Origin of the sequence: Chitinilyticum piscinae (assembly GCF_015223195.1) — a bacterium.
In the GTDB taxonomy this organism is placed as follows: domain Bacteria; phylum Pseudomonadota; class Gammaproteobacteria; order Burkholderiales; family Chitinibacteraceae; genus Chitinilyticum; species Chitinilyticum piscinae.
Genome location: NZ_JADFUA010000001.1, coordinates 25,144 through 42,615, shown reverse-complemented (window position 1 = coordinate 42,615; position 17,472 = coordinate 25,144). Strand labels below are relative to the sequence as shown.

The 17,472-nt window shown below is 60.7% G+C and carries 16 protein-coding genes; 10 read left to right on the top strand and 6 right to left on the bottom strand.

Annotated features, from left to right (window positions below; all coding sequences use genetic code 11):
• Positions 1-4 precede the first annotated feature (4 nt).
• Genes INR99_RS00210 through INR99_RS00190 form a run of 5 tightly spaced genes read right to left on the bottom strand, consistent with a single transcriptional unit; the run spans position 5 to position 2,993 of the window.
• Positions 5-292, bottom strand: coding sequence for an STAS domain-containing protein (locus INR99_RS00210; protein ID WP_194114278.1), 288 nt, complete (start codon positions 290-292; stop codon positions 5-7).
• Positions 289-894: an MlaC/ttg2D family ABC transporter substrate-binding protein gene (locus INR99_RS00205; RefSeq protein WP_194114277.1), complete on the bottom strand. Its 606-nt coding sequence runs from the start codon at positions 892-894 to the stop codon at positions 289-291. The genes INR99_RS00210 and INR99_RS00205 overlap by 4 nt, the downstream gene beginning before the upstream one ends.
• A gap of 4 nt (positions 895-898) precedes the next feature.
• Positions 899-1,378, bottom strand: coding sequence for an outer membrane lipid asymmetry maintenance protein MlaD (mlaD, locus tag INR99_RS00200; RefSeq protein WP_194114276.1), 480 nt, complete (start codon positions 1,376-1,378; stop codon positions 899-901).
• 17 nt (positions 1,379-1,395) lie between these two features.
• Positions 1,396-2,190, bottom strand: a complete 795-nt coding sequence (gene mlaE / locus INR99_RS00195) for a lipid asymmetry maintenance ABC transporter permease subunit MlaE (protein WP_194114275.1) — start codon at positions 2,188-2,190, stop codon at positions 1,396-1,398.
• On the bottom strand, positions 2,190-2,993 hold the full coding sequence (locus INR99_RS00190) for an ABC transporter ATP-binding protein (protein ID WP_194114274.1): 804 nt from the start codon (positions 2,991-2,993) through the stop codon (positions 2,190-2,192). Before INR99_RS00190 ends, mlaE begins: the two co-directional genes overlap by 1 nt.
• A gap of 329 nt (positions 2,994-3,322) precedes the next feature.
• Here INR99_RS00190 and INR99_RS00185 point away from each other — a divergent pair, with 329 nt between their 5' ends.
• Genes INR99_RS00185 through INR99_RS00145 form a run of 9 tightly spaced genes read left to right on the top strand, consistent with a single transcriptional unit; the run spans position 3,323 to position 14,078 of the window.
• The gene (locus INR99_RS00185) at positions 3,323-5,218 is read left to right on the top strand and encodes a pilus (MSHA type) biogenesis protein MshL (RefSeq protein ID WP_194114273.1); all 1,896 of its coding nucleotides are present in this window, start codon (positions 3,323-3,325) and stop codon (positions 5,216-5,218) included.
• Positions 5,219-5,228: 10 nt separating this feature from the next.
• Positions 5,229-6,569: a tetratricopeptide repeat protein gene (locus INR99_RS00180; protein WP_194114272.1), complete on the top strand. Its 1,341-nt coding sequence runs from the start codon at positions 5,229-5,231 to the stop codon at positions 6,567-6,569.
• Positions 6,566-8,272 carry a GspE/PulE family protein gene (locus INR99_RS00175; RefSeq protein WP_194114271.1) on the top strand — a complete coding sequence of 569 codons (1,707 nt, stop codon included), beginning with the start codon at positions 6,566-6,568 and terminating at the stop codon, positions 8,270-8,272. Before INR99_RS00180 ends, INR99_RS00175 begins: the two co-directional genes overlap by 4 nt.
• Positions 8,273-8,284: 12 nt before the next feature.
• A complete protein-coding gene (locus INR99_RS00170) occupies positions 8,285-9,478 on the top strand; it encodes a type II secretion system F family protein (protein ID WP_194114270.1) in 1,194 nt (397 codons plus the stop codon).
• On the top strand, positions 9,475-11,025 hold the full coding sequence (locus INR99_RS00165) for a hypothetical protein (protein ID WP_194114269.1): 1,551 nt from the start codon (positions 9,475-9,477) through the stop codon (positions 11,023-11,025). The genes INR99_RS00170 and INR99_RS00165 overlap by 4 nt, the downstream gene beginning before the upstream one ends.
• A complete protein-coding gene (locus tag INR99_RS00160; protein WP_194114268.1) occupies positions 11,022-11,612 on the top strand; it encodes a hypothetical protein in 591 nt (196 codons plus the stop codon). Before INR99_RS00165 ends, INR99_RS00160 begins: the two co-directional genes overlap by 4 nt.
• 20 nt (positions 11,613-11,632) lie before the next feature.
• A complete protein-coding gene (locus tag INR99_RS00155) occupies positions 11,633-11,935 on the top strand; it encodes a hypothetical protein (RefSeq protein WP_194114267.1) in 303 nt (100 codons plus the stop codon).
• The gene (locus INR99_RS00150) at positions 11,932-13,368 is read left to right on the top strand and encodes a hypothetical protein (protein WP_194114266.1); all 1,437 of its coding nucleotides are present in this window, start codon (positions 11,932-11,934) and stop codon (positions 13,366-13,368) included. Before INR99_RS00155 ends, INR99_RS00150 begins: the two co-directional genes overlap by 4 nt.
• A complete protein-coding gene (locus tag INR99_RS00145; RefSeq protein ID WP_194114265.1) occupies positions 13,365-14,078 on the top strand; it encodes a type II secretion system protein in 714 nt (237 codons plus the stop codon). Before INR99_RS00150 ends, INR99_RS00145 begins: the two co-directional genes overlap by 4 nt.
• Before the next feature lie 82 nt (positions 14,079-14,160).
• Here the strand turns inward: INR99_RS00145 and mnmE are convergent, their stop codons facing one another.
• Positions 14,161-15,498, bottom strand: coding sequence for a tRNA uridine-5-carboxymethylaminomethyl(34) synthesis GTPase MnmE (mnmE, locus tag INR99_RS00140; protein WP_194114954.1), 1,338 nt, complete (start codon positions 15,496-15,498; stop codon positions 14,161-14,163).
• Positions 15,499-15,782: 284 nt separating this feature from the next.
• Here mnmE and INR99_RS00135 point away from each other — a divergent pair, with 284 nt between their 5' ends.
• Positions 15,783-17,381 carry an ABC transporter substrate-binding protein gene (locus tag INR99_RS00135; RefSeq protein ID WP_194114264.1) on the top strand — a complete coding sequence of 533 codons (1,599 nt, stop codon included), beginning with the start codon at positions 15,783-15,785 and terminating at the stop codon, positions 17,379-17,381.
• Positions 17,382-17,472: the final 91 nt, after the last annotated feature.

The following is a 17,472-nucleotide window of genomic DNA, read 5'->3' as shown; positions in this document are numbered from 1 at the left end:
GGTGTCAGTGCTGGCCAGCCTGCAACTCCGCCTGACCGGTGGCGAGCAGGGAGTCCAGGTCATAAACATGGAGCAGACGGGTCAGCGATTCGGGCAGACCGGTGAACTGGAGGGAAATGTACTGCAGTTGTGCAGCTCGCAGCCAGTGAAGCAAAAGGGCTACTGCGGCTGAATCGATCTGATTAACGCCAGAGAGATCAACGGTGACGTCGCCAGACAGCCCCTCCAGCAGCTTGAGCTGCTGGTGCGCATGTTGCAGAGTCAGTGAGTCGCCCGGTTGTACTATTTTCATTTGTTGCTGCTGCCTGAAGCATTCCGGCTGGCGAGCTGCTTGATCAAGCCATCGATACCTTCGCTCTTGATGACGGATGCGAAGGTGTTGCGGTGATTGTTGATGAAGCTGACACCATTCACCGAGATGTCATAGACTTTCCAGTCGTTGCTGTTCTTTTCGAAGCTGAAATCCAGCGGAATCGGCTTCTCCCCCGGTAGTGTCACTTCGGTGCGGACATCCTGTTCATCGCTGGAGCTGCCCTGGCGTACCGAGCGCACCTCGACCTGGGCATTCTTGTAGATCGACAACGCCGAGAGGTAGGTACGTACCAGCATGGTGCGGAATTCGCGCGTCAGTGCCTGCTGCTGCTCCGGTGTTGCCGTTTTCCAGTAGCGGCCAGCTGCCAGCTGGGTCATACGGGTGTAATCGGCCAGCGGCGCCACGCGGGCGTCAACCTGATCGCGGATCTTTGCCGGATCCTTGTCATTTTTGCGGATGATGTCGAGAACGTCCTTGCTGCTCTGGCGCACCAGTTGCTCGGGCGTCTCGTTTGTGGCGAGAGCCGCGGGCATCAGGCCGGTCAGCGTGATGGCAAGGATGAGGCCGATCAGTTTGGGCATCGAGTTATTTCTCCGGTGTTGCTTCGTGGTCGCCAGCCGCCTTGGAAAAGAGGAAGCGGCTGATCAGTTGTTCAAGAATGATGGCCGAGGACGTGATTTTAAAGGCATCCCCGTCTTGCAGCATTTTATCGTCAGCCCCGCTGGTAATTCCGATGTATTGCTCGCCGAGCAGCCCTGAGGTCAGGATTTCTGCGCTGCTGTCCCGGCTGAAGCGGTAGCGCTGGTTGATGCTCAGAGTGACTTTTGCCAGATAGCGTTCCGTATCCAGGTCGATGCTGTCGACTCGCCCCACAAGCACGCCGGCACTTTTCACGGGGGCCCGCACTTTCAGGCCGCCAATATTGTCAAAGGTGGCGGTGATCGTGTAGCTGCTGCCTGCCGGCTGGCCGGATACCGTGCTGACCCTGAGTGCCAGAAACAGTATTGCGGCAAGCCCGACCAGTACAAAAAGACCAACCCAGAAATCAATGAGACCTCGTTTCATTATTGCCTATATCCTTGTTACACACCGCGGAACATAAAGGCGGTGAGGATGAAATCCAGAATCAGCGTAACGAGCGCACTGGTCACGACAGTGCGTGTCGTTGCCGTGGAAATGCCTTCGGCCGTTGGCGGCGCATCATAACCTTCGAAGACCGCGATCAGGGCAATGGCAGTACCAAAGAAAACGCTCTTGATCAGGCCATTGAGAACGTCCTGGCGAAAGTCAACCGCGCTCTGCATCTGCGACCAGAAGCTGCCTGCATCAAGCCCTAGCAGCTCTACGCCAATCAGGTAGCCACCCAGGATGCCGGTTGCACTGAACATGGCAGCCAGCAGCGGCATTGAGATGAATGCCCCCCAGAAGCGAGGCGCTATCACTCGCGCTATGGGGTTCACAGCCATCATCTCCATGGCTGAAAGTTGTTCTGTGGCCTTCATCAAGCCCACCTCGGCGGTGATGGCTGAACCGGCCCGGCTGGCAAACAGCAGGGCGCCTACAACCGGGCCTAGTTCGCGGACCAGTGAAAGTGCCACAAGGATGCCCAGTGAGGAGGAGGCGCCAAAACGCTGTAGCGTATCGTAGCCCTGCAAGGCCAGTACCATGCCGACGAACAGGCCCGATACACTGATGATCAGTACCGACAGTACACCGGCGAACCAGATTTCGCGCGCCAGCAGTCGAGGGCGGCGCAATATGCCGGGCGTATGGCGCAGAATGGCCAGCAAAAACCGGCAGGCAAAGCCAAGCTTGATCAGCCTGGTGTTCAGCGGATGCCCGAGATTCTGGCAGAAACGGTAGAACCACTCAGCCATTACTGAACCCCGATTCCCAGTTGTGCAAGATAGGGAGGGGCAGGCTTGTGAAAGGCAACTGGTCCATCGGCGCGTCCATGGATGAATTGCTGGACAAAGGGATGCGTTGATGCACGGATTTCATCGGGAGTTCCGGCACTCACGATCACGCCATCGGCAAGAAAATAGATGTAATCAACCAGCTGCAGGGATTCCTGCACGTCATGGGTCACGATCACCGAAGCGGTTCCAAGGGCATCATTGAGCTCGCGGATGAGTTTGCCGATGGTCGCCAGTGAAATGGGATCAAGGCCCGTGAAGGGTTCGTCATACAGCATGATGGCCGGATCCAGCGCGATGGCGCGAGCCAGTGCGACTCTGCGTGCCATGCCGCCCGAAAGCTCCTGAGGCATCAATTGAGCGGCGCCGCGCAGGCCGACCGCCTGCAATTTGAGCAACACCAGGTCGCGGATCATGCTCTCCGGCAGCCGGCTGCGTTCGCGCAGGGGAAATGCCACGTTGTCGAACACGTTCAGGTCGGTAAACAGGGCTCCAAACTGAAACAGCATCCCGATCTTGCTGCGCAGATTATACAGTCCTGCCTCATCCAGATTGCGCGTATCAATGCCGGCAACGCTGACTGTGCCCTCATCAGGCTGGAGCTGGGCTCCGATCAATCGCAGCAGTGTCGTTTTCCCTGAGCCGGATCCTCCCATGATGGCAACAAGTTGCCCTCGGCGAACCTGCATGCTGATGTTTTTCAGCAGCGGAGTGTCGTCGTAGGAGAAACTGGCAGCAGTAAATTCAACCAGCGCATCGGTCATGGTTTTATCTGAATATTCCACAGGTTGGATTGCTTGTGCTCCGGCGACGCCGGAGGCGGCGCGTTCCTTTGGGCTTCCGCCACGAGCTGGATAATTGATGCAGATGGTAAAGGAACTCGTTCCGGATTGATGTAACGGCGCGCACTGTCAGTATAAAGTAAGTGCTTATGCCGTGTGCTGCTGCTGGCATTAATACCATCACGCCGTACTGGAGGCAGAGGATCTGCCGTTTGAGTCATTGCGCTGCGGTAAATTTGTTGTCAGCCAAAGCATGATCTAGCCTTGAATGACCTCGACATGACCTGGGTTGCCACGTGCGTTTGTGCTGCTTGTCTGCTACTGCAGTTTTGTTTCTGGCCGGTTGCGCCACCCGTGATCCGCTGCCTTCTGAACCATCGCGCAATCTTGCCGGACGACAGGCCAGTGCCGTTGCGACCGGTGCGATCCCCCAGACGGTCGTCGTGCCTCCTGTCTTGCCCAAACCCACTGCTGCCCGCAAGGCAGAAACCTATAGCGTGGTTGTCAGTAACGTGGACATCCACGATTTGCTGTTTGCGCTGGCGCGGGATGCGAGGATCAACATCGATCTGCATCCCGGCATTTCCGGATTGGTGTCAATCAACGCCATCAATCAGACCTTGCCGCAGATCATGGAACGGCTGTCGGCACAGTTACCGCTACGCTGGACGCTTGAGCAAGGGGTGCTGGTCGTGCGTCCGGATGAGCCCTACTTCCAGACTTACAAGGTGGACTATCTGAATATCGCCCGGATGGTGCGCTCCAACGTGTCTGTAGCCAATACAGTGTCCTCCGCCGGCACTTCGGGAAATGCCGCACGCAGCGGTGATGGGCAGGGTTCGTGCGCTGCGGGTTCGAATTCGTCCTGCACCATGCTCGATTACAGCAGCGAAAACCAGTTCTGGGTCCGACTGGAGCGCAATCTGAAAGATATTCTGGGGCTGGAGGCTGTTGCGACCAGCACCGGCCGGCTTGGGGATGTCGCGGCACTGGCTGCGGTTGCCAATCGCAAGACAGGGGGTACGGATACCACGGCCTCAAGCGAACTGGTGGCTGCCGCGCAGAAGGAAAAGCTGAATGCAATCAGCCAGGAACTGGCGCAAGCCCAGCAGACCCTGGGGGGCATTTATCGTGTCCAGGCCGAAGATCTGGAGCGGCTGGCGGAGTTTCAGCTCAAGCAGGCCAGAATCAAGCGGGAAGAATACAAGCGTTCCAATCAGGTCATCATCAATCCCGAGAGCGGCATCGTGTTGGTGCGTGCCAGCCAGAAGGATCAGCGCAAGGTGGCGGAATTTCTGGCGTTGTTGCAATCGGCCGCGCAGCGTCAGGTCTTGATTGAGGCGACCATCGTCGAAGTGAATCTGGGGGACCAGTATCAGGCTGGCGTGGACTGGAGCAAACTCGCGTCGGCCGGCAGCGGTTGGTCGTTTTCGCAGCAACTGCTGGGGCAGAATCTGGGAAGCGCGCCCTTTGCTGCCGTTTCGTTCAATAGCGGCAGCTTTGACATGACGATCAAGCTGCTCGAACAATTCGGCCGTACCCGTGTGCTGTCCAGTCCGAAAGTCATCGCGCTGAACAACCAGACTGCGGTGATGAAGGTGGTACAGGAGCAGGTGTATTTCACGATCAAGGCGACGCCGGGGCAGTCTGCCGATGGTGTCGTGATTCCTCCAACCTATGAGAGCGAATTGCATACAGTCCCGGTCGGGCTGGTGATGCAAGTGACGCCACAGATCGCCGAGACTGGCAGCATTGCCCTGAATGTACGCCCGACCATTACAAGTATCAGCTCCTATGTGGCAGATCCCGGTGTGGCCATTATTGCGGCAAGCAACAAGTCGAACATCCAGAGCCTCATTCCGGTAACCCAGGTTCGTGAATTTGACTCGACCCTGAAGGTTCCGTCCGGCCAGACCGCTGTGCTTGGCGGCCTGATTCAGGAGTCTATGAGCACTGACCGGCAGGGAATTCCTTTCCTCTCCAAAATTCCCACGGTTGGCGATCTGTTTTCCTACCGGGATGACCGGGTCGGCAAGAGTGAACTGATTGTCTTCCTGCGGCCGGTACTGGTTCGCGATGCCAGCATGAGCGGGGATCTGGCCGGGTTGAAAAACTATCTGCCGGGAGATGATTTCTTCCGCAGCCCAGCCGATTTCGAACTTTCGGCATTCGAGGCAGGCGCTACTCCTGTCAGGTCTGCGAAGTAGGGCGGGCACGATGAGTCTGTTATTGCGCGCCCTGCGTCAGGCCGAGGAGCAGAAGAAACTGCAACAGTCCGCAGAGGATGCTGCCGGTCCGGAGCATCCCTTGCCGGAGCTGCAGCTGGATGACCCTTCCGAGGGCTCGCTCACGCCCAGCTTGAGCCAGGCCGATATGCCACAGGTCGTCGAGCAAGCGGATGACGATACAGGTCTGTCCCTGCAGGTGGACGAATCGGCTCTACTCACTGGGGACTCAGAAACTGGGCAAAGCGAAAACGGGCCTCTCCCCGTGCTGCCTGGGCTGCTGGCGGCTTCGGAAATGGCCTCTGCACCTCCGTCTTTGCCGGTAACCGAGCCTGCCGCTATTGCCGCACCGGCCGCGCAGCCTGCCCCTGAGACTCGAGGAGCAGAAGCCCGCATGCCGGTGTCCGCAGAGGGAGTAGGGCGGCGCGTGATCTGGCTGATGATTGCCGGTGGCACTGCGGTGCTGATTGCTGCGTTGTGGGTCTTCTGGCAATGGTATCGGTTGCAACCGTCCGCCACGCTTCCGCAAGCAACTGCGATGCGCGCCAGCGCGGCCGTTACCAGTGAGAAACATGAACAGGGTGTGACCAGCCAGATCCACGCGGCGGCGCTTGCGCCATCCCCGCTGATGGAGCCTGTGGTGGATGCGTCCTCCCGCAGTGCGGTGATCGTAACTGCGATCCCGCTGAGCGCCTCCTCTCCGGCACATGCGGATGCAAAGGGTCCAGCTGTGGCTGCGCCGCTGCCGCGTTTCGAGCGGCAACCGCCAGCGAACCCGGAGATCAATGCATGGCTGCAGCAGGGCTGGCAGCATTATCAGCAAGGAGAGCTGGAGCAATCCCTGCAGGCATACCGTACTGTTTTGCGGGGGGACTCCGGTAATCGTGATGCGCTGCTCGGTGTTGCCGCAATCGCCGTGCAGCAGGGGCGCCCGGATGCGGCCCAGGCCGTGTATCAGCGTCTGTTGCAGCTCTATCCCAGAGATGCCGATGCACAGGCGGGCCTGCTGGCATTACAGTCTTTCGATGAGGTCGATGCCAGCCGTCTGCATCAGCAGGATCATCCGGCCAATACCCTGCTGCTGGCACAGCATTATGTGCGGCAACAGCGCTGGGCCGAAGCGCAGGAGCTGTATTTCCAGGCATGGGAACGCGATTCGGACAACCCGGATCTGGCCTTCAATCTGGCTGTATGCCTTGACCAGCTTGGCCAGGCCCGATTGGCAGGGGAATACTATGGCAAGGCGATCCAGCTGGCTGGGCGGCAGCCCTACCGCTTCAATCTGGATGCGGTGATGCGGCGTCTTCAGCAGTTGGCGGGAGATGCGCCATGAACGGGGTCACGCGCAGCAAGCTCCCTCTGGGGGAGTTGCTGGTCAGCAAGGGGCTGATTACCCAGGATCAGCTGCGCATTGCCTTGCTGGAGCAGCGCCGTTCTGGCGAGCCGCTAGGCAAGCTGATGGTGTCGCAGGGCTTTGTCTCGGAAGGTGTCCTGCGCGAGGCTCTCTCGGAAAATCTGGGTAGCCAGAGCATTGATCTTTCGCGAGTCATTCCTGCCGCCAACGCGCTGGCTTTGCTCGGCAAGGACGTCGCCAAGCGCTTGCTGGTACTGCCGGTGGCGCTGGATCACGCGATAAGCCGCCTGACTGTCGCCATGGTCAATCCGAACAATCTGGTTGCGCTGGATCAGCTGCGTACGCTGGTCAAGGGCCTGGACATTGTGCCGATGCTGGCGGGTGAATCGGATGTGCTGCATGCGATTGACCAGTATTACGGATTTGAGCTGTCCATTGACGGCATCTTGCGGGAGATCGAAACCGGCGAGGTCGACTGGAGCAGCCTGTCGGCCACGGATAACGCCTACAGCCAGCCGGTGGTGCGGTTGATTGATGCCTTGCTGGCCGATGCCGTCACCCGGGGGGCGTCGGATATCCATTTCGAGCCCGAGCAGGCCTTTGTGCGCATCCGTTACCGCATCGACGGGGTGCTGCGGCAGATTCGCGCGCTGCACCGCACTTACTGGCCGGCAATGGTGGTGCGACTGAAGGTGATGGCGACGATGAATATTGCGGAAACCCGCGCCCCGCAGGATGGCCGCATTTCCTTGTCGCTGGCAGGGCGGCCACTGGATTTCCGGGTCTCCAGCCAGCCGACGAGCTGGGGCGAGAATCTGGTGCTGCGGATTCTGGATCGCCAGAAAGGACTGGTGCCCCTGGACAGGCTGGGGCTCGAGGAACGCAACCTCAATCTGTTGCGCCTGATGATAGCCCGCCCGGAGGGCATCATTCTGGTAACCGGCCCCACCGGATCAGGCAAGACAACCACGCTCTATTCGATACTGAATCACATCAATACAGTTGAAGTGAACATCATGACACTGGAGGATCCAGTCGAGTACCCGATCCCCCAGATCCGGCAGACCTCGGTCAACGAGGCCGCCCGCATGGATTTCGCCAACGGTATCCGCTCGATGATGCGTCAGGATCCGGACATCATCCTGGTGGGGGAAATCCGTGATCGCGATACGGCCGACATGGCATTCCGGGCTGCGATGACCGGTCATCAGGTGTATTCGACCCTGCACACCAGCTCCGCGCTGGGCGCCTTGCCGCGCCTGCTGGATATCGGCGTGCAGGCGGATATCATGGCCGGCAACATTATCGGCATCATTGCGCAGCGGCTGGTGCGCAAGCTCTGCGTGCATTGCCGGGAGGCCTACGCGCCGGATGATTTCGAGCTGCGCTTGCTGGGTGAGCCTGCCGGGTGGAGTGGAAGTATCTACCGCGCCCGTGGCTGCGCCCACTGCGCAGAAACCGGCTATCAGGGGCGTACCGCCATCATGGAGTTGCTGCGCATGAACCCGGAGCTGGATGAAATGGTTGCCCGTCGGGCGACCATGCAGGAAATCCGTGCAGTGGCGCTGCGCCATGGCTTCCGGATGCTGGCCGATGACGGCTGCCGGCGTGTTCTGGATGGCACGACTTCGCTCGATGAGGTGTCGCGGGTGGTCGACCTTACCGAGCGCATCGTGCTCTGAGCGGGAGGGCGCATGCAATTTCATTACCGCGCAACAGATCAGGATGGCCGCTTGCAGCAGGGTACGCTGGATGCCGTCAATCTGGCTGATCTCGAGCTGCGGCTGTCACGTCTCGGACTGATCCTGATCCGTGCGAAGGCACTGCAGCAGGGAAGCCTGCGGACACGGCGGATCCGGCGTCGGGATCTGATCACCTTTTGTTTCCACCTTGAGCAGCTGACCCGTGCAGGGGTGCCCTTGCTGGAGGGGCTCGCCGATCTGCGCGATTCGCTGGAGCACCCGTACTTTCGCAATGTGGTGGCGAGCCTGATTGATGACATCGAAGGTGGGCGCAGTTTTTCCCAGGCCTTGCAGGCGCACCCGAGTATTTTTGACGCGGTTTTCGTCAATCTGGTCAGGGCGGGCGAGGTGTCGGGGCGCTTGCCGGAAGTGCTGCGCAACTTGACCGAAACGCTGAAATGGCAGGATGAGCTCGCGGCTCAGGCCAAGCGCTTGGTGCTGTACCCGGCCTTTGTTGGCGGGCTGGTGCTGTGCGTGGTGGTGTTCCTGATGGTGTATCTCGTGCCGCAGCTGGTCGAGTTCATCAAGGCCATGCATTCCACGCTGCCGTGGAATACCCGCTTGCTGATTGCAGTGTCACAGCTGATTAGTGCGTATTGGTGGGTATTGCTTGGTGTTCCTTTTATATCAATATCTTTGGCAAGATACAGCTACAAGTATAGTGAGTCGTTCCGCTACCGGGTCGATGCACTGAAACTGCGGATCTGGGTGCTCGGGCCCATTCTGCAAAAAATCATTCTGGGGCGCTTTGCCAGTTACTTTGCCTTGATGTATGCCGCAGGCATTCCGGTGCTGGCCTGTTTGAATGTCTGTCAGGGGCTGATGGGAAACCGGGTGATCAGTGCCGCACTGGTTCGTGCGGAGCAGCAGATCAGCGAGGGCCTGGGGGTCAGTGCGGCATTCGGCCAGCTTGGCCTCTTTCCGCCACTGGTGTTGCGCATGTTGCGCGTGGGCGAGAATACCGGGCAGCTCGACGATGCACTGCAAAATGCCGCCTACTTTTATGGTCGGGATGTGCGTGAGGCGATCGAGCGTATCCAGGCGCTGGTCGAGCCGGTGATGACGGTGGTGCTCGGGCTGATCCTGTTGTGGATCATGGCCTCGGTACTGGGGCCGATTTTCGATACGATCAGCAGGTTGAGATGAGTCGCGCAATGCATGTTGCCGTACTGGGAAATGCAGGCTTCAGCCTCTGGCTGGCACGGCGTATGGGTGCTGCGGCGCTGAGTGGTGAATTGCCCTGTGACGAGCACGGCGCTGCGGCACTGGCGCAATTGCTGGCGAACGAGCCCCGGCGTCCCTGGTTCATTCTGGTGGATCAGGTTGAGGAGGAGTTCGTTCTTGAGCGGCTGCCCTCGCTGGGTGCCGCAGATCGCAAGGCATTGCTGGCACGCAAGCTGGAGCAGCATTTCCGGCAGACCCCCTATCGTTGCTTGCGCCGGATCAGCCGCCGGCACCGTGCCGATGGCGAAGCCTATCTGCTGTCCGGGCTTACCCAACCGGCCCCGCTGGATTTTCTGGTCGACGTCATGCTGCAGCGCCGTGCTGCCCTGGCAGGGATCAGCTCCGTAACCCAGGTGCTGGGTGGGTGGTACCGGCGCTGGGGCAATCCTGCGGCGAGCCCGCATACCTTGTTGCTCTGCGAGTTGTTGCCCGGACTGTGGCGGCAGGCCTATTTCAATGCCGAAGGACTGCGCTTTGCCAGGCAGGCAGGCTTGCAGGAGCATGAACGTGGCAGCGCACTGGCCAGCGAGATTCTGCGTACCCGCCAGTATCTGGCAACCCTGCGCCAGCTTGCCCGGGACGAAATACTTGAGGTGCTGCTGTGCGACCCCGGATTGAGCGAGTGCGAACTGGCCAGTTTGCGCAACCAGCTGGCTGGTGACGATGCGGCAATCCGGCTGCGGCTTATCGGGCTGGCCGAGCTCGGCCAGCCGGCCGCTAGCTGGCTTGAGGCGGCGCTGGGTGAGCTGGCAAGGGGGCGGGTTGCCGATCAGTATGCGCTACCGGAGCAGCGCCGTTATCAGCGCCTTCGGCAAGGAATCCGTGCCCTGCACTGGATGAGCGCGGGGCTGGTGCTGGCTAGTTTGCTGGTTGCGGCTGCAATGCTCTGGGGTGTCGATTCGCAGCAGCCCGGACATGCCCGCTTGCAGCAGCGGCTGAATGCAGCGCTGGCACAGCAGCGGCAATTCAGTATTCTGCTGGATTCCCGGCCCGGTTTTGATCCGGCCTGGATGGATGCCAGTGTGCGCATCGAAGAAACGCTGTTCCGGCGTTGGCCGGATCCGGAGCTGGCTGCACGGCAGCTGAGTCAGATTCTGCTCGATTTCCCCGGACTGACAATTGACCGTTACGAATGGCAGCTTGGGCAGCGGCCGCAGCTGGCGGCGACGTTGCAGCAAAGCGCGGCCAGTCAGGTTGCAGAAGAGGCCGAAGTTTCAGTCTTGCCCGGCACCGAGTTCGTATTGCTGGGAGGGCATCTGCAGGCCGAGGCTGGCGAATATCGCCAGGCCATGCAGGAATTCGAGCGCTTGATGCAACGGATCGCGGCTATGCCCGGCGTGTCGGTTGAACCCGTACAGCTACCCATTGGTACCCGTGGGAGCGAGCAGGCGCAATCGGTGGCCGCCGTGAACGGGCGGCATGATTTTCTGCTGTTGCTGGCGCGCCCGGCCGCCAAGGAGATGCCATGAAGCTTTCTGCGCAGGATTGGCAGGAGCTGCGCCCTGCATTGATCTGGTCTGGCATTGCTGTGGCGATCGCACTGGCACTATTGGTTGGTGCGTGGCTGTATCAGCTCAGGGATGTTCAGTTTGCTAGGGCGCTGCAACTGCGTGCGGATGCGGCCGAGACCGATGCCCGGCTTGCGGAACAGCGCTGGGATACGCTGACCCTCCGGATGGTGCCATATTCGCGTTTGCAGCAAGAGGGCGTACTGGGGCAGGAGCCGCGCCTGGCCTGGATCGAAGCGCTGGATTTGCTGCAGGCCAGGCAGCCAGGGCTGGCGCTGTCCTATGACCTGGGGGCCCGGCAGGCCCTGGCCGGTGCGGGGGAAGCTCACGCCAGCGTGCGGGTGAGCCGCTTGCAGCTGAGCTATCGTGCCAGTGATGAGTTGCAGTATTCGCGGGTCACCGCGCAGTTGCAGTCACAACCCGGTCGCCTGTTGCCCAGACACTGTACCCTGCTGCGATTGCTTCCACCGCAAACCGGCATCAGCGTGGAGTGCGAATATGACTGGGCCACGATGGTGTCGCCGCAAGCGCAGGAGGGTGGGGGATGAGGCGGGGGGGATTCATGGTCATGGCGACGTGGCTGCTGCTGGGCCAGGGAATGGCTGCAGAGCCCGAGTGGGGGAGACTGTTCTATTCCCCGCAGGAGCGCACTGCGCCGGTGCAGCAGCAGGCTTTGCCGGCTTCGGCTGCTGCGCCAGCCGTACGCCGCTATGACGGGCAGATGCGTCGCCAGCAAGGACAAGCCATCTACTGGCTGGACGGCCAGCCGGGGCGTCAAGCTCCCCCGGCTCAGGTCAAGCCCGGCGAGCTCTGGCAGAGCAGTGATGGCCGGGTGATCGGCGGGCCGCGTGTCAGGGTGGAGCCACGATGAAGGCCCCGGGAATTGCGAGTGCCCAGCGCGGAGCGGTATTGCTGCTGCTTCTGCTGCTGGTTGGGACGCTTGCGCTGACCTTGCTGGTTCGGGCGCTGAACCGGATCAGTCCGGACGAAATCAAGCGTAGAAAATCGGCGGAAGCCCTGCAGCAGGCGCGCAGTGCGCTGCTGGCCTGGAGTATCGCCCGTGGCGACGATGCCAGCTCCAGTTCGGCTGGCAGCCCGGGCGAGCTGCCGTGCCCGGATACCAGTCCGCCGGGCTCGGCCAGCGAAGGTCTCGAGGCCGCCAGTTGCGCGGCAGGCGCGCTCGGGAGGTTGCCCTGGCGGACACTGGGTATTGCCAGACTGGTCGACGGCTATGGCGAGCCGCTCTGGTATGCCGTCGATGGCGGCTTCAAGCGCCGTACCTCTTCAGAAATTCGCTTGGTCAACAGTGATACCCGTGCCAGCCTGCAGGTCTATGCCGGCGGAGGCATCCAGTTGCAGACCCCCGCCGGCGAGGAAGCCGCGGCGGTGATTTTTGCCCCCGGGCCGGCCTTGCCTGCACAGGATCGTGTTGCTGGCGTAACGGCGGCGGCCAACTATCTGGATGCCACCGGCGGGCGGAACAATGCCACAGCGGGCGGGCCCTTTATCGCGGCCGATGCGGCCACGGATTTCAATGACCAGCTGATTGTCCTTAGTGGCAGCGATCTGCTGGATGCCATCGTTCCCCGCCTGGCTGCAGCTGTACGGCAGGCGATTAGTGCGTACCGCAACAGTGCCAATAATCCGGATCATGTGCCCTATCCCCGGCCTGCACTCATTTCGGACAGCAAGTGCCGGGACAATGACCCGGGCATTGTCACCACCGGCAGCAGTATCTGCCGCAGCCAGAGCAATGTCTGTCGCGGCATTCTGCCGCAAGTCGATGCGCCACCCGGCGGGAGCGACATCGTGCTGGCCTACCCGGTCTGGTTCAAGCAGAACCTGTGGTATCGCGCGGTGTACTTTGCCGTTGCCAGTGACGGAGCTGCCACGGGCAATGGCAATGGCAATGGCAATGGCAATGGCAAGCCAAGTCACTGCACCGATGGGCATGGCAATGACATCAATACGCCCGGTTGCAATGGCAAGCCGGTGTATTCGGATTGCGGGACGATCACCGTTACCGGGCTGAGCGACAATCCGGATGCGCTGGTCATTTTCCCCGGCTCTCCGCGAGGCAGTATTGTGCGCATCGCAACACCCCAGAGCAAAAACCTGCTGGTCAGTACCAGTCTCGGCGACTATCTCGAAGACAGTGCCAACCAGGATGGCTGGAGCAACTCGACACCTGCCGCGGACGTTTATCAGCTGCCAGGCATCTGGCAGACGCGCTGGCGCTGCAGCCAGCGAGGTGCTGCCAATAATGATCGCCTGTGTACGCTGGCGCTGGGAGATCCGCCATGAAGGAAGTGCAGCGTGGCTTTAGCCTGGTTGAGTTGTCAGTGGTGCTGCTGATTATCGGCTTGCTGCTGGGGGCCATGCTGGCTCCCCTGTCAGCACAACTGGATTCTCGGCGCCTGGCAGAAACCCGCAGCGGGCTGGCGCAGGCGCAGGAAGCGCTGCTCGGCTATCTGCTGATCAATAACCGGCTGCCCTGCCCATCCGTGGCGACCTTGGCAGAGACTGCTGCAGGCGCTGGCGTCGAAGACAGTAGCAGGGATGCTTCGGGTCAGTGCGCGCTCAAGGAGGGGGGCCTTCCCTGGGTAACGCTGGGTGTGCCCCAGCTGGATGCCTGGGGGCGCCGTTTGAACTATCGGGTTACTGCTGCATTTACCAAGCGCGATACCGGAGCGCAATGCGGTGACAAGGCCTACAGCAAGCCGTGCTTTACTCTTCCCACTGCCGGAGATATCGATCTGAAGGGGTTGTCCGGTGCAGCCTTGGTCAGCAATGTCCCGGCTGTGGTCATATCAGTGGGTGCCAACGGGCTGGGTGCCTACCTGCCCGATGGCAGCCGCTACAGCAGCACCAGCAATGCGGATGAGCAGGAGAATGGCGATGGAGACACCGTGTTTGTCAGCCGCAATGCCGATGAGAATTTCGACGATCAGGTGGTCTGGCTACCCACGACAACCATCATGAGCAAACTGGTCACAACGGGCAAGTTGCCATGATCATCTTGGGTAACCAAGATGCCGACTCAGATTCTGAGTTGCTTTGCATCTGCATTGCAGAAATCAATCTGGGTCATTGTTGTCATTTTCCTATGCAGAAGCGGCTGAAGATCACGCCGAGCAGGTCATCGGCGCTGAAGGCGCCGGTGATTTCGTTCAGCGCGTTCTGTGCCAGCCGCAGCTCTTCCGCCAGCAGCTCGATCTGCTGGTAGGCGGCATCGGCCAGATCCAGGTGTTCCTGTGCGCGACGGATTGCGTCCAGATGGCGTTCGCGCGCGATCCAGATGTTGTCATCCATACCCTGCCACCCGGCCAGCTCCAATAGCTTGTTCTTCAGTGCGTCCAGGCCGATACCCTGCTTGGCCGAGACGTGGACTTCATCCTCGGCCACTGTTCCGGCCTGCTCGCCGGTGAGGTCGATCTTGTTGAATACGCGCAGCACCGGCAATCCGACCGGAAGCCGCTCAAGAATGGCCTGATCGTGGGAGGTGATGCCTTCGCGGCTGTCCAGCAGCAATAGCGCCAGATCGGCCTTGCCGACCGCCGCCCAGGTGCGTTCGATGCCGATGCGTTCGACGAGGTCGTCGGTCTCGCGCAGGCCGGCGGTGTCGATCACGTGCAGCGGTACGCCGTTAATGCTCAGCAGCTCGCGCACGGTGTCCCGCGTGGTGCCGGCGATGTCGGTGACAATGGCGACATCTTCGCCAGCCAGTGCGTTCATCAGGCTGGATTTGCCGACATTGGGCTGGCCGATCAGCACCACGTGCGCGCCTTCGCGCAACAGGCGGCCCTGGGTGGCGGTGGCCAGCACCTTCAGCAACTGTTCACGAATGCCCCCCAGCTTGCCGCGGGCGTTGGCAGCCTCGAGGAAGTCGATGTCTTCTTCGGGAAAATCGAGTGTGGCCTCGACCAGCATGCGCAGGTTGATCAGCTGATCAACCAGGGCGTTCACTTCACTGGAAAAGGCGCCGTCGAGCGAGCGCAGCGCCGATTTGGCGGCCGCTTCCGATTGTGCGTCGATCAGGTCGGCGACGGCTTCGGCCTGTGCCAGATCGAGTTTGCCGTTCAGAAAGGCGCGCTTGGTGAATTCGCCCGGCTCGGCATGGCGTGCGCCCAGCTCGATGCAGCGGCGCAGCAGCATGTTCAGCACGACCGGCCCGCCGTGGCCCTGCAGTTCCAGTACGTCCTCGCCGGTAAAGGAATTCGGACCCGGGAAAGACAGCGACAGCCCTTCGTCGAGCACCTGCCCCCGCTCGTCGCGCCAGCGGGTGAAGTGCGCGTAGCGGGGTGTCAGGCTGCGGCCGAGCAGCCGTTCGGTGAATTCACCCAGCGCCTTGCCGGAGATGCGGATCACGCCGACCCCTCCGCGTCCGGGGGCGGTGGCAATGGCAGCGATGGTGTCGGGGATGTAAAGCGGCATGGCGGGCGCGTGCGGGTTGTGTAGTGCCGCATCATACCGCGCCAGAACGGCGGGCGGCAGCCGGGCGTTTGGCCAGCCCATGGCTGTGCTGGCCTGCGGGTGCCGCACAGTGGCAGTGCCGGGTCAGTGTGTTGTCCTGCAATTGCACAGGCTGTCGCTTGACGCTGGTCAGCATTTCTGGGCGGTTCGGGATATTCCCGATAACGGATGAACGGGGCTGCGCCTAGGATGAGCCTGTTTTCCGATAAAAATGGCGCCGGGCGCCACCAGAAGGAGAGGTTTTGATGCATACCCCGTTGCGTACTTTTACGCTGGCTACCGCGCTGCTGCTGGGTGCCGGCAGTGCATTTGCCGCTGGCAAGACCCTGATCTACTGCTCCGAAGGCAGCCCGGCCGGTTTTGATCCGGCACGTTACACCGCCGGCACCGACATGGATGCCTCGGCCGAAACCGTGTTCAACCGTCTGGTGGAATTCGAGCGCGGCTCGACGCAGATCCGCCCGGGGCTGGCCGAGAAATGGGACATTTCCAGTGATGGTCTGACCTACACCTTCACCCTGCGCCGCGGTGTGAAGTTCCACACCACACCGAACTTCAAGCCCACCCGTGATTTCAACGCCGATGATGTGGTGTTTTCCTTCCAGCGCCTGATCGACAAGAACCATCCGTTCAACAAGGCGGCGCCGGCGGAATACCCGTACGTCACCGACATGGGCATGGATAGCAATATCGTTGCGGTCGAGAAGGTCGATGCCAATACCGTGCGCTTCAAACTGAAGGCGGTTGATGCGGCGTTCCTGCAGAATCTGGCGATGTCGTTTGCATCCATTCAGTCTTCTGAGTATGCCGACAGCCTGCTCAAATCCGGCAAGGCTGCACAGATCAATGCCCAGCCGGTTGGCACCGGCCCCTTTGTGTTCAAGAGCTACCAGAAGGATTCCAATATCCGCTTTGATGGCAACAAGGACTACTGGCGCAAGGGTGAAGTCCAGCTCGACAAGCTGATTTTCGCGATTACGCCGGATGCCTCGGTGCGCTATCAGAAGCTGCAGAAGGGCGAGTGCCACATCATGTCCTTCCCCAAGCCGGCCGATCTGAAGGCCATGCAGGGTAATGCCGCGCTGACCGTGCCCAACCAGGCCGGTTTCAACGTCGGTTTCCTGGCCTACAACGTCAAGCACAAGCCGCTGGATCAGCTGGCGGTGCGTCAGGCGCTCGACATGGCGATCAACAAGAAAGCCATCATCGATGCGGTGTATCAGGGCGCCGGCCAGCCGGCGACCAATCCGATGCCGCCGACACAGTGGTCCTACAACAAGAAGCTGAAGGACCCGGCCTTTGATGTGGCCAAGGCCAAGTCGCTGCTGGCCAAGGCCGGCGTGAAGGAAGGCACCGAAATCACCCTGTGGGCGATGCCGGTGCAGCGTCCGTACAACCCCAATGCCAAGCTGATGGCCGAAATGATCCAGGCGGACTGGGCCAAGATCGGCATCAAGGCCAAGATTGTGACCTACGAGTGGGGCGAATACCTCAAGCGCGGCAAGGGGGGCGAGCATGACTCCATGCTGGTCGGCTGGAACGGTGACAATGGTGATCCGGACAACTGGCTGGGTGTGAATCTTGGCTGCTCGGCGGTGGGTGGCAACAACTACGCCCAGTGGTGCCAGAAAGAATTCAACGATCTGATCGTCAAAGCCCGCACCATCAACAATCAGGCCGAGCGCAGCAAGATGTACGAGAAGGCGCAGGAGATCTTCAAGCAGGAAGTGCCCTGGACGACCATTGCCCACTCGACGGTCTATCAGCCGATGCGCAAGGAAGTGCAGGGCTTCAAGATCAGCCCGTTCAACCTGATGTCCTTCTACGGCGTTTCGCTGAAGTAAGCCCATGATCCGGCCGGCAGCACCGTTGCGGCGGTGTGCCGGCCTTGTCGTCTCTAGTACGTATCTTTCTATCCCTTAATTTCTATGGGTG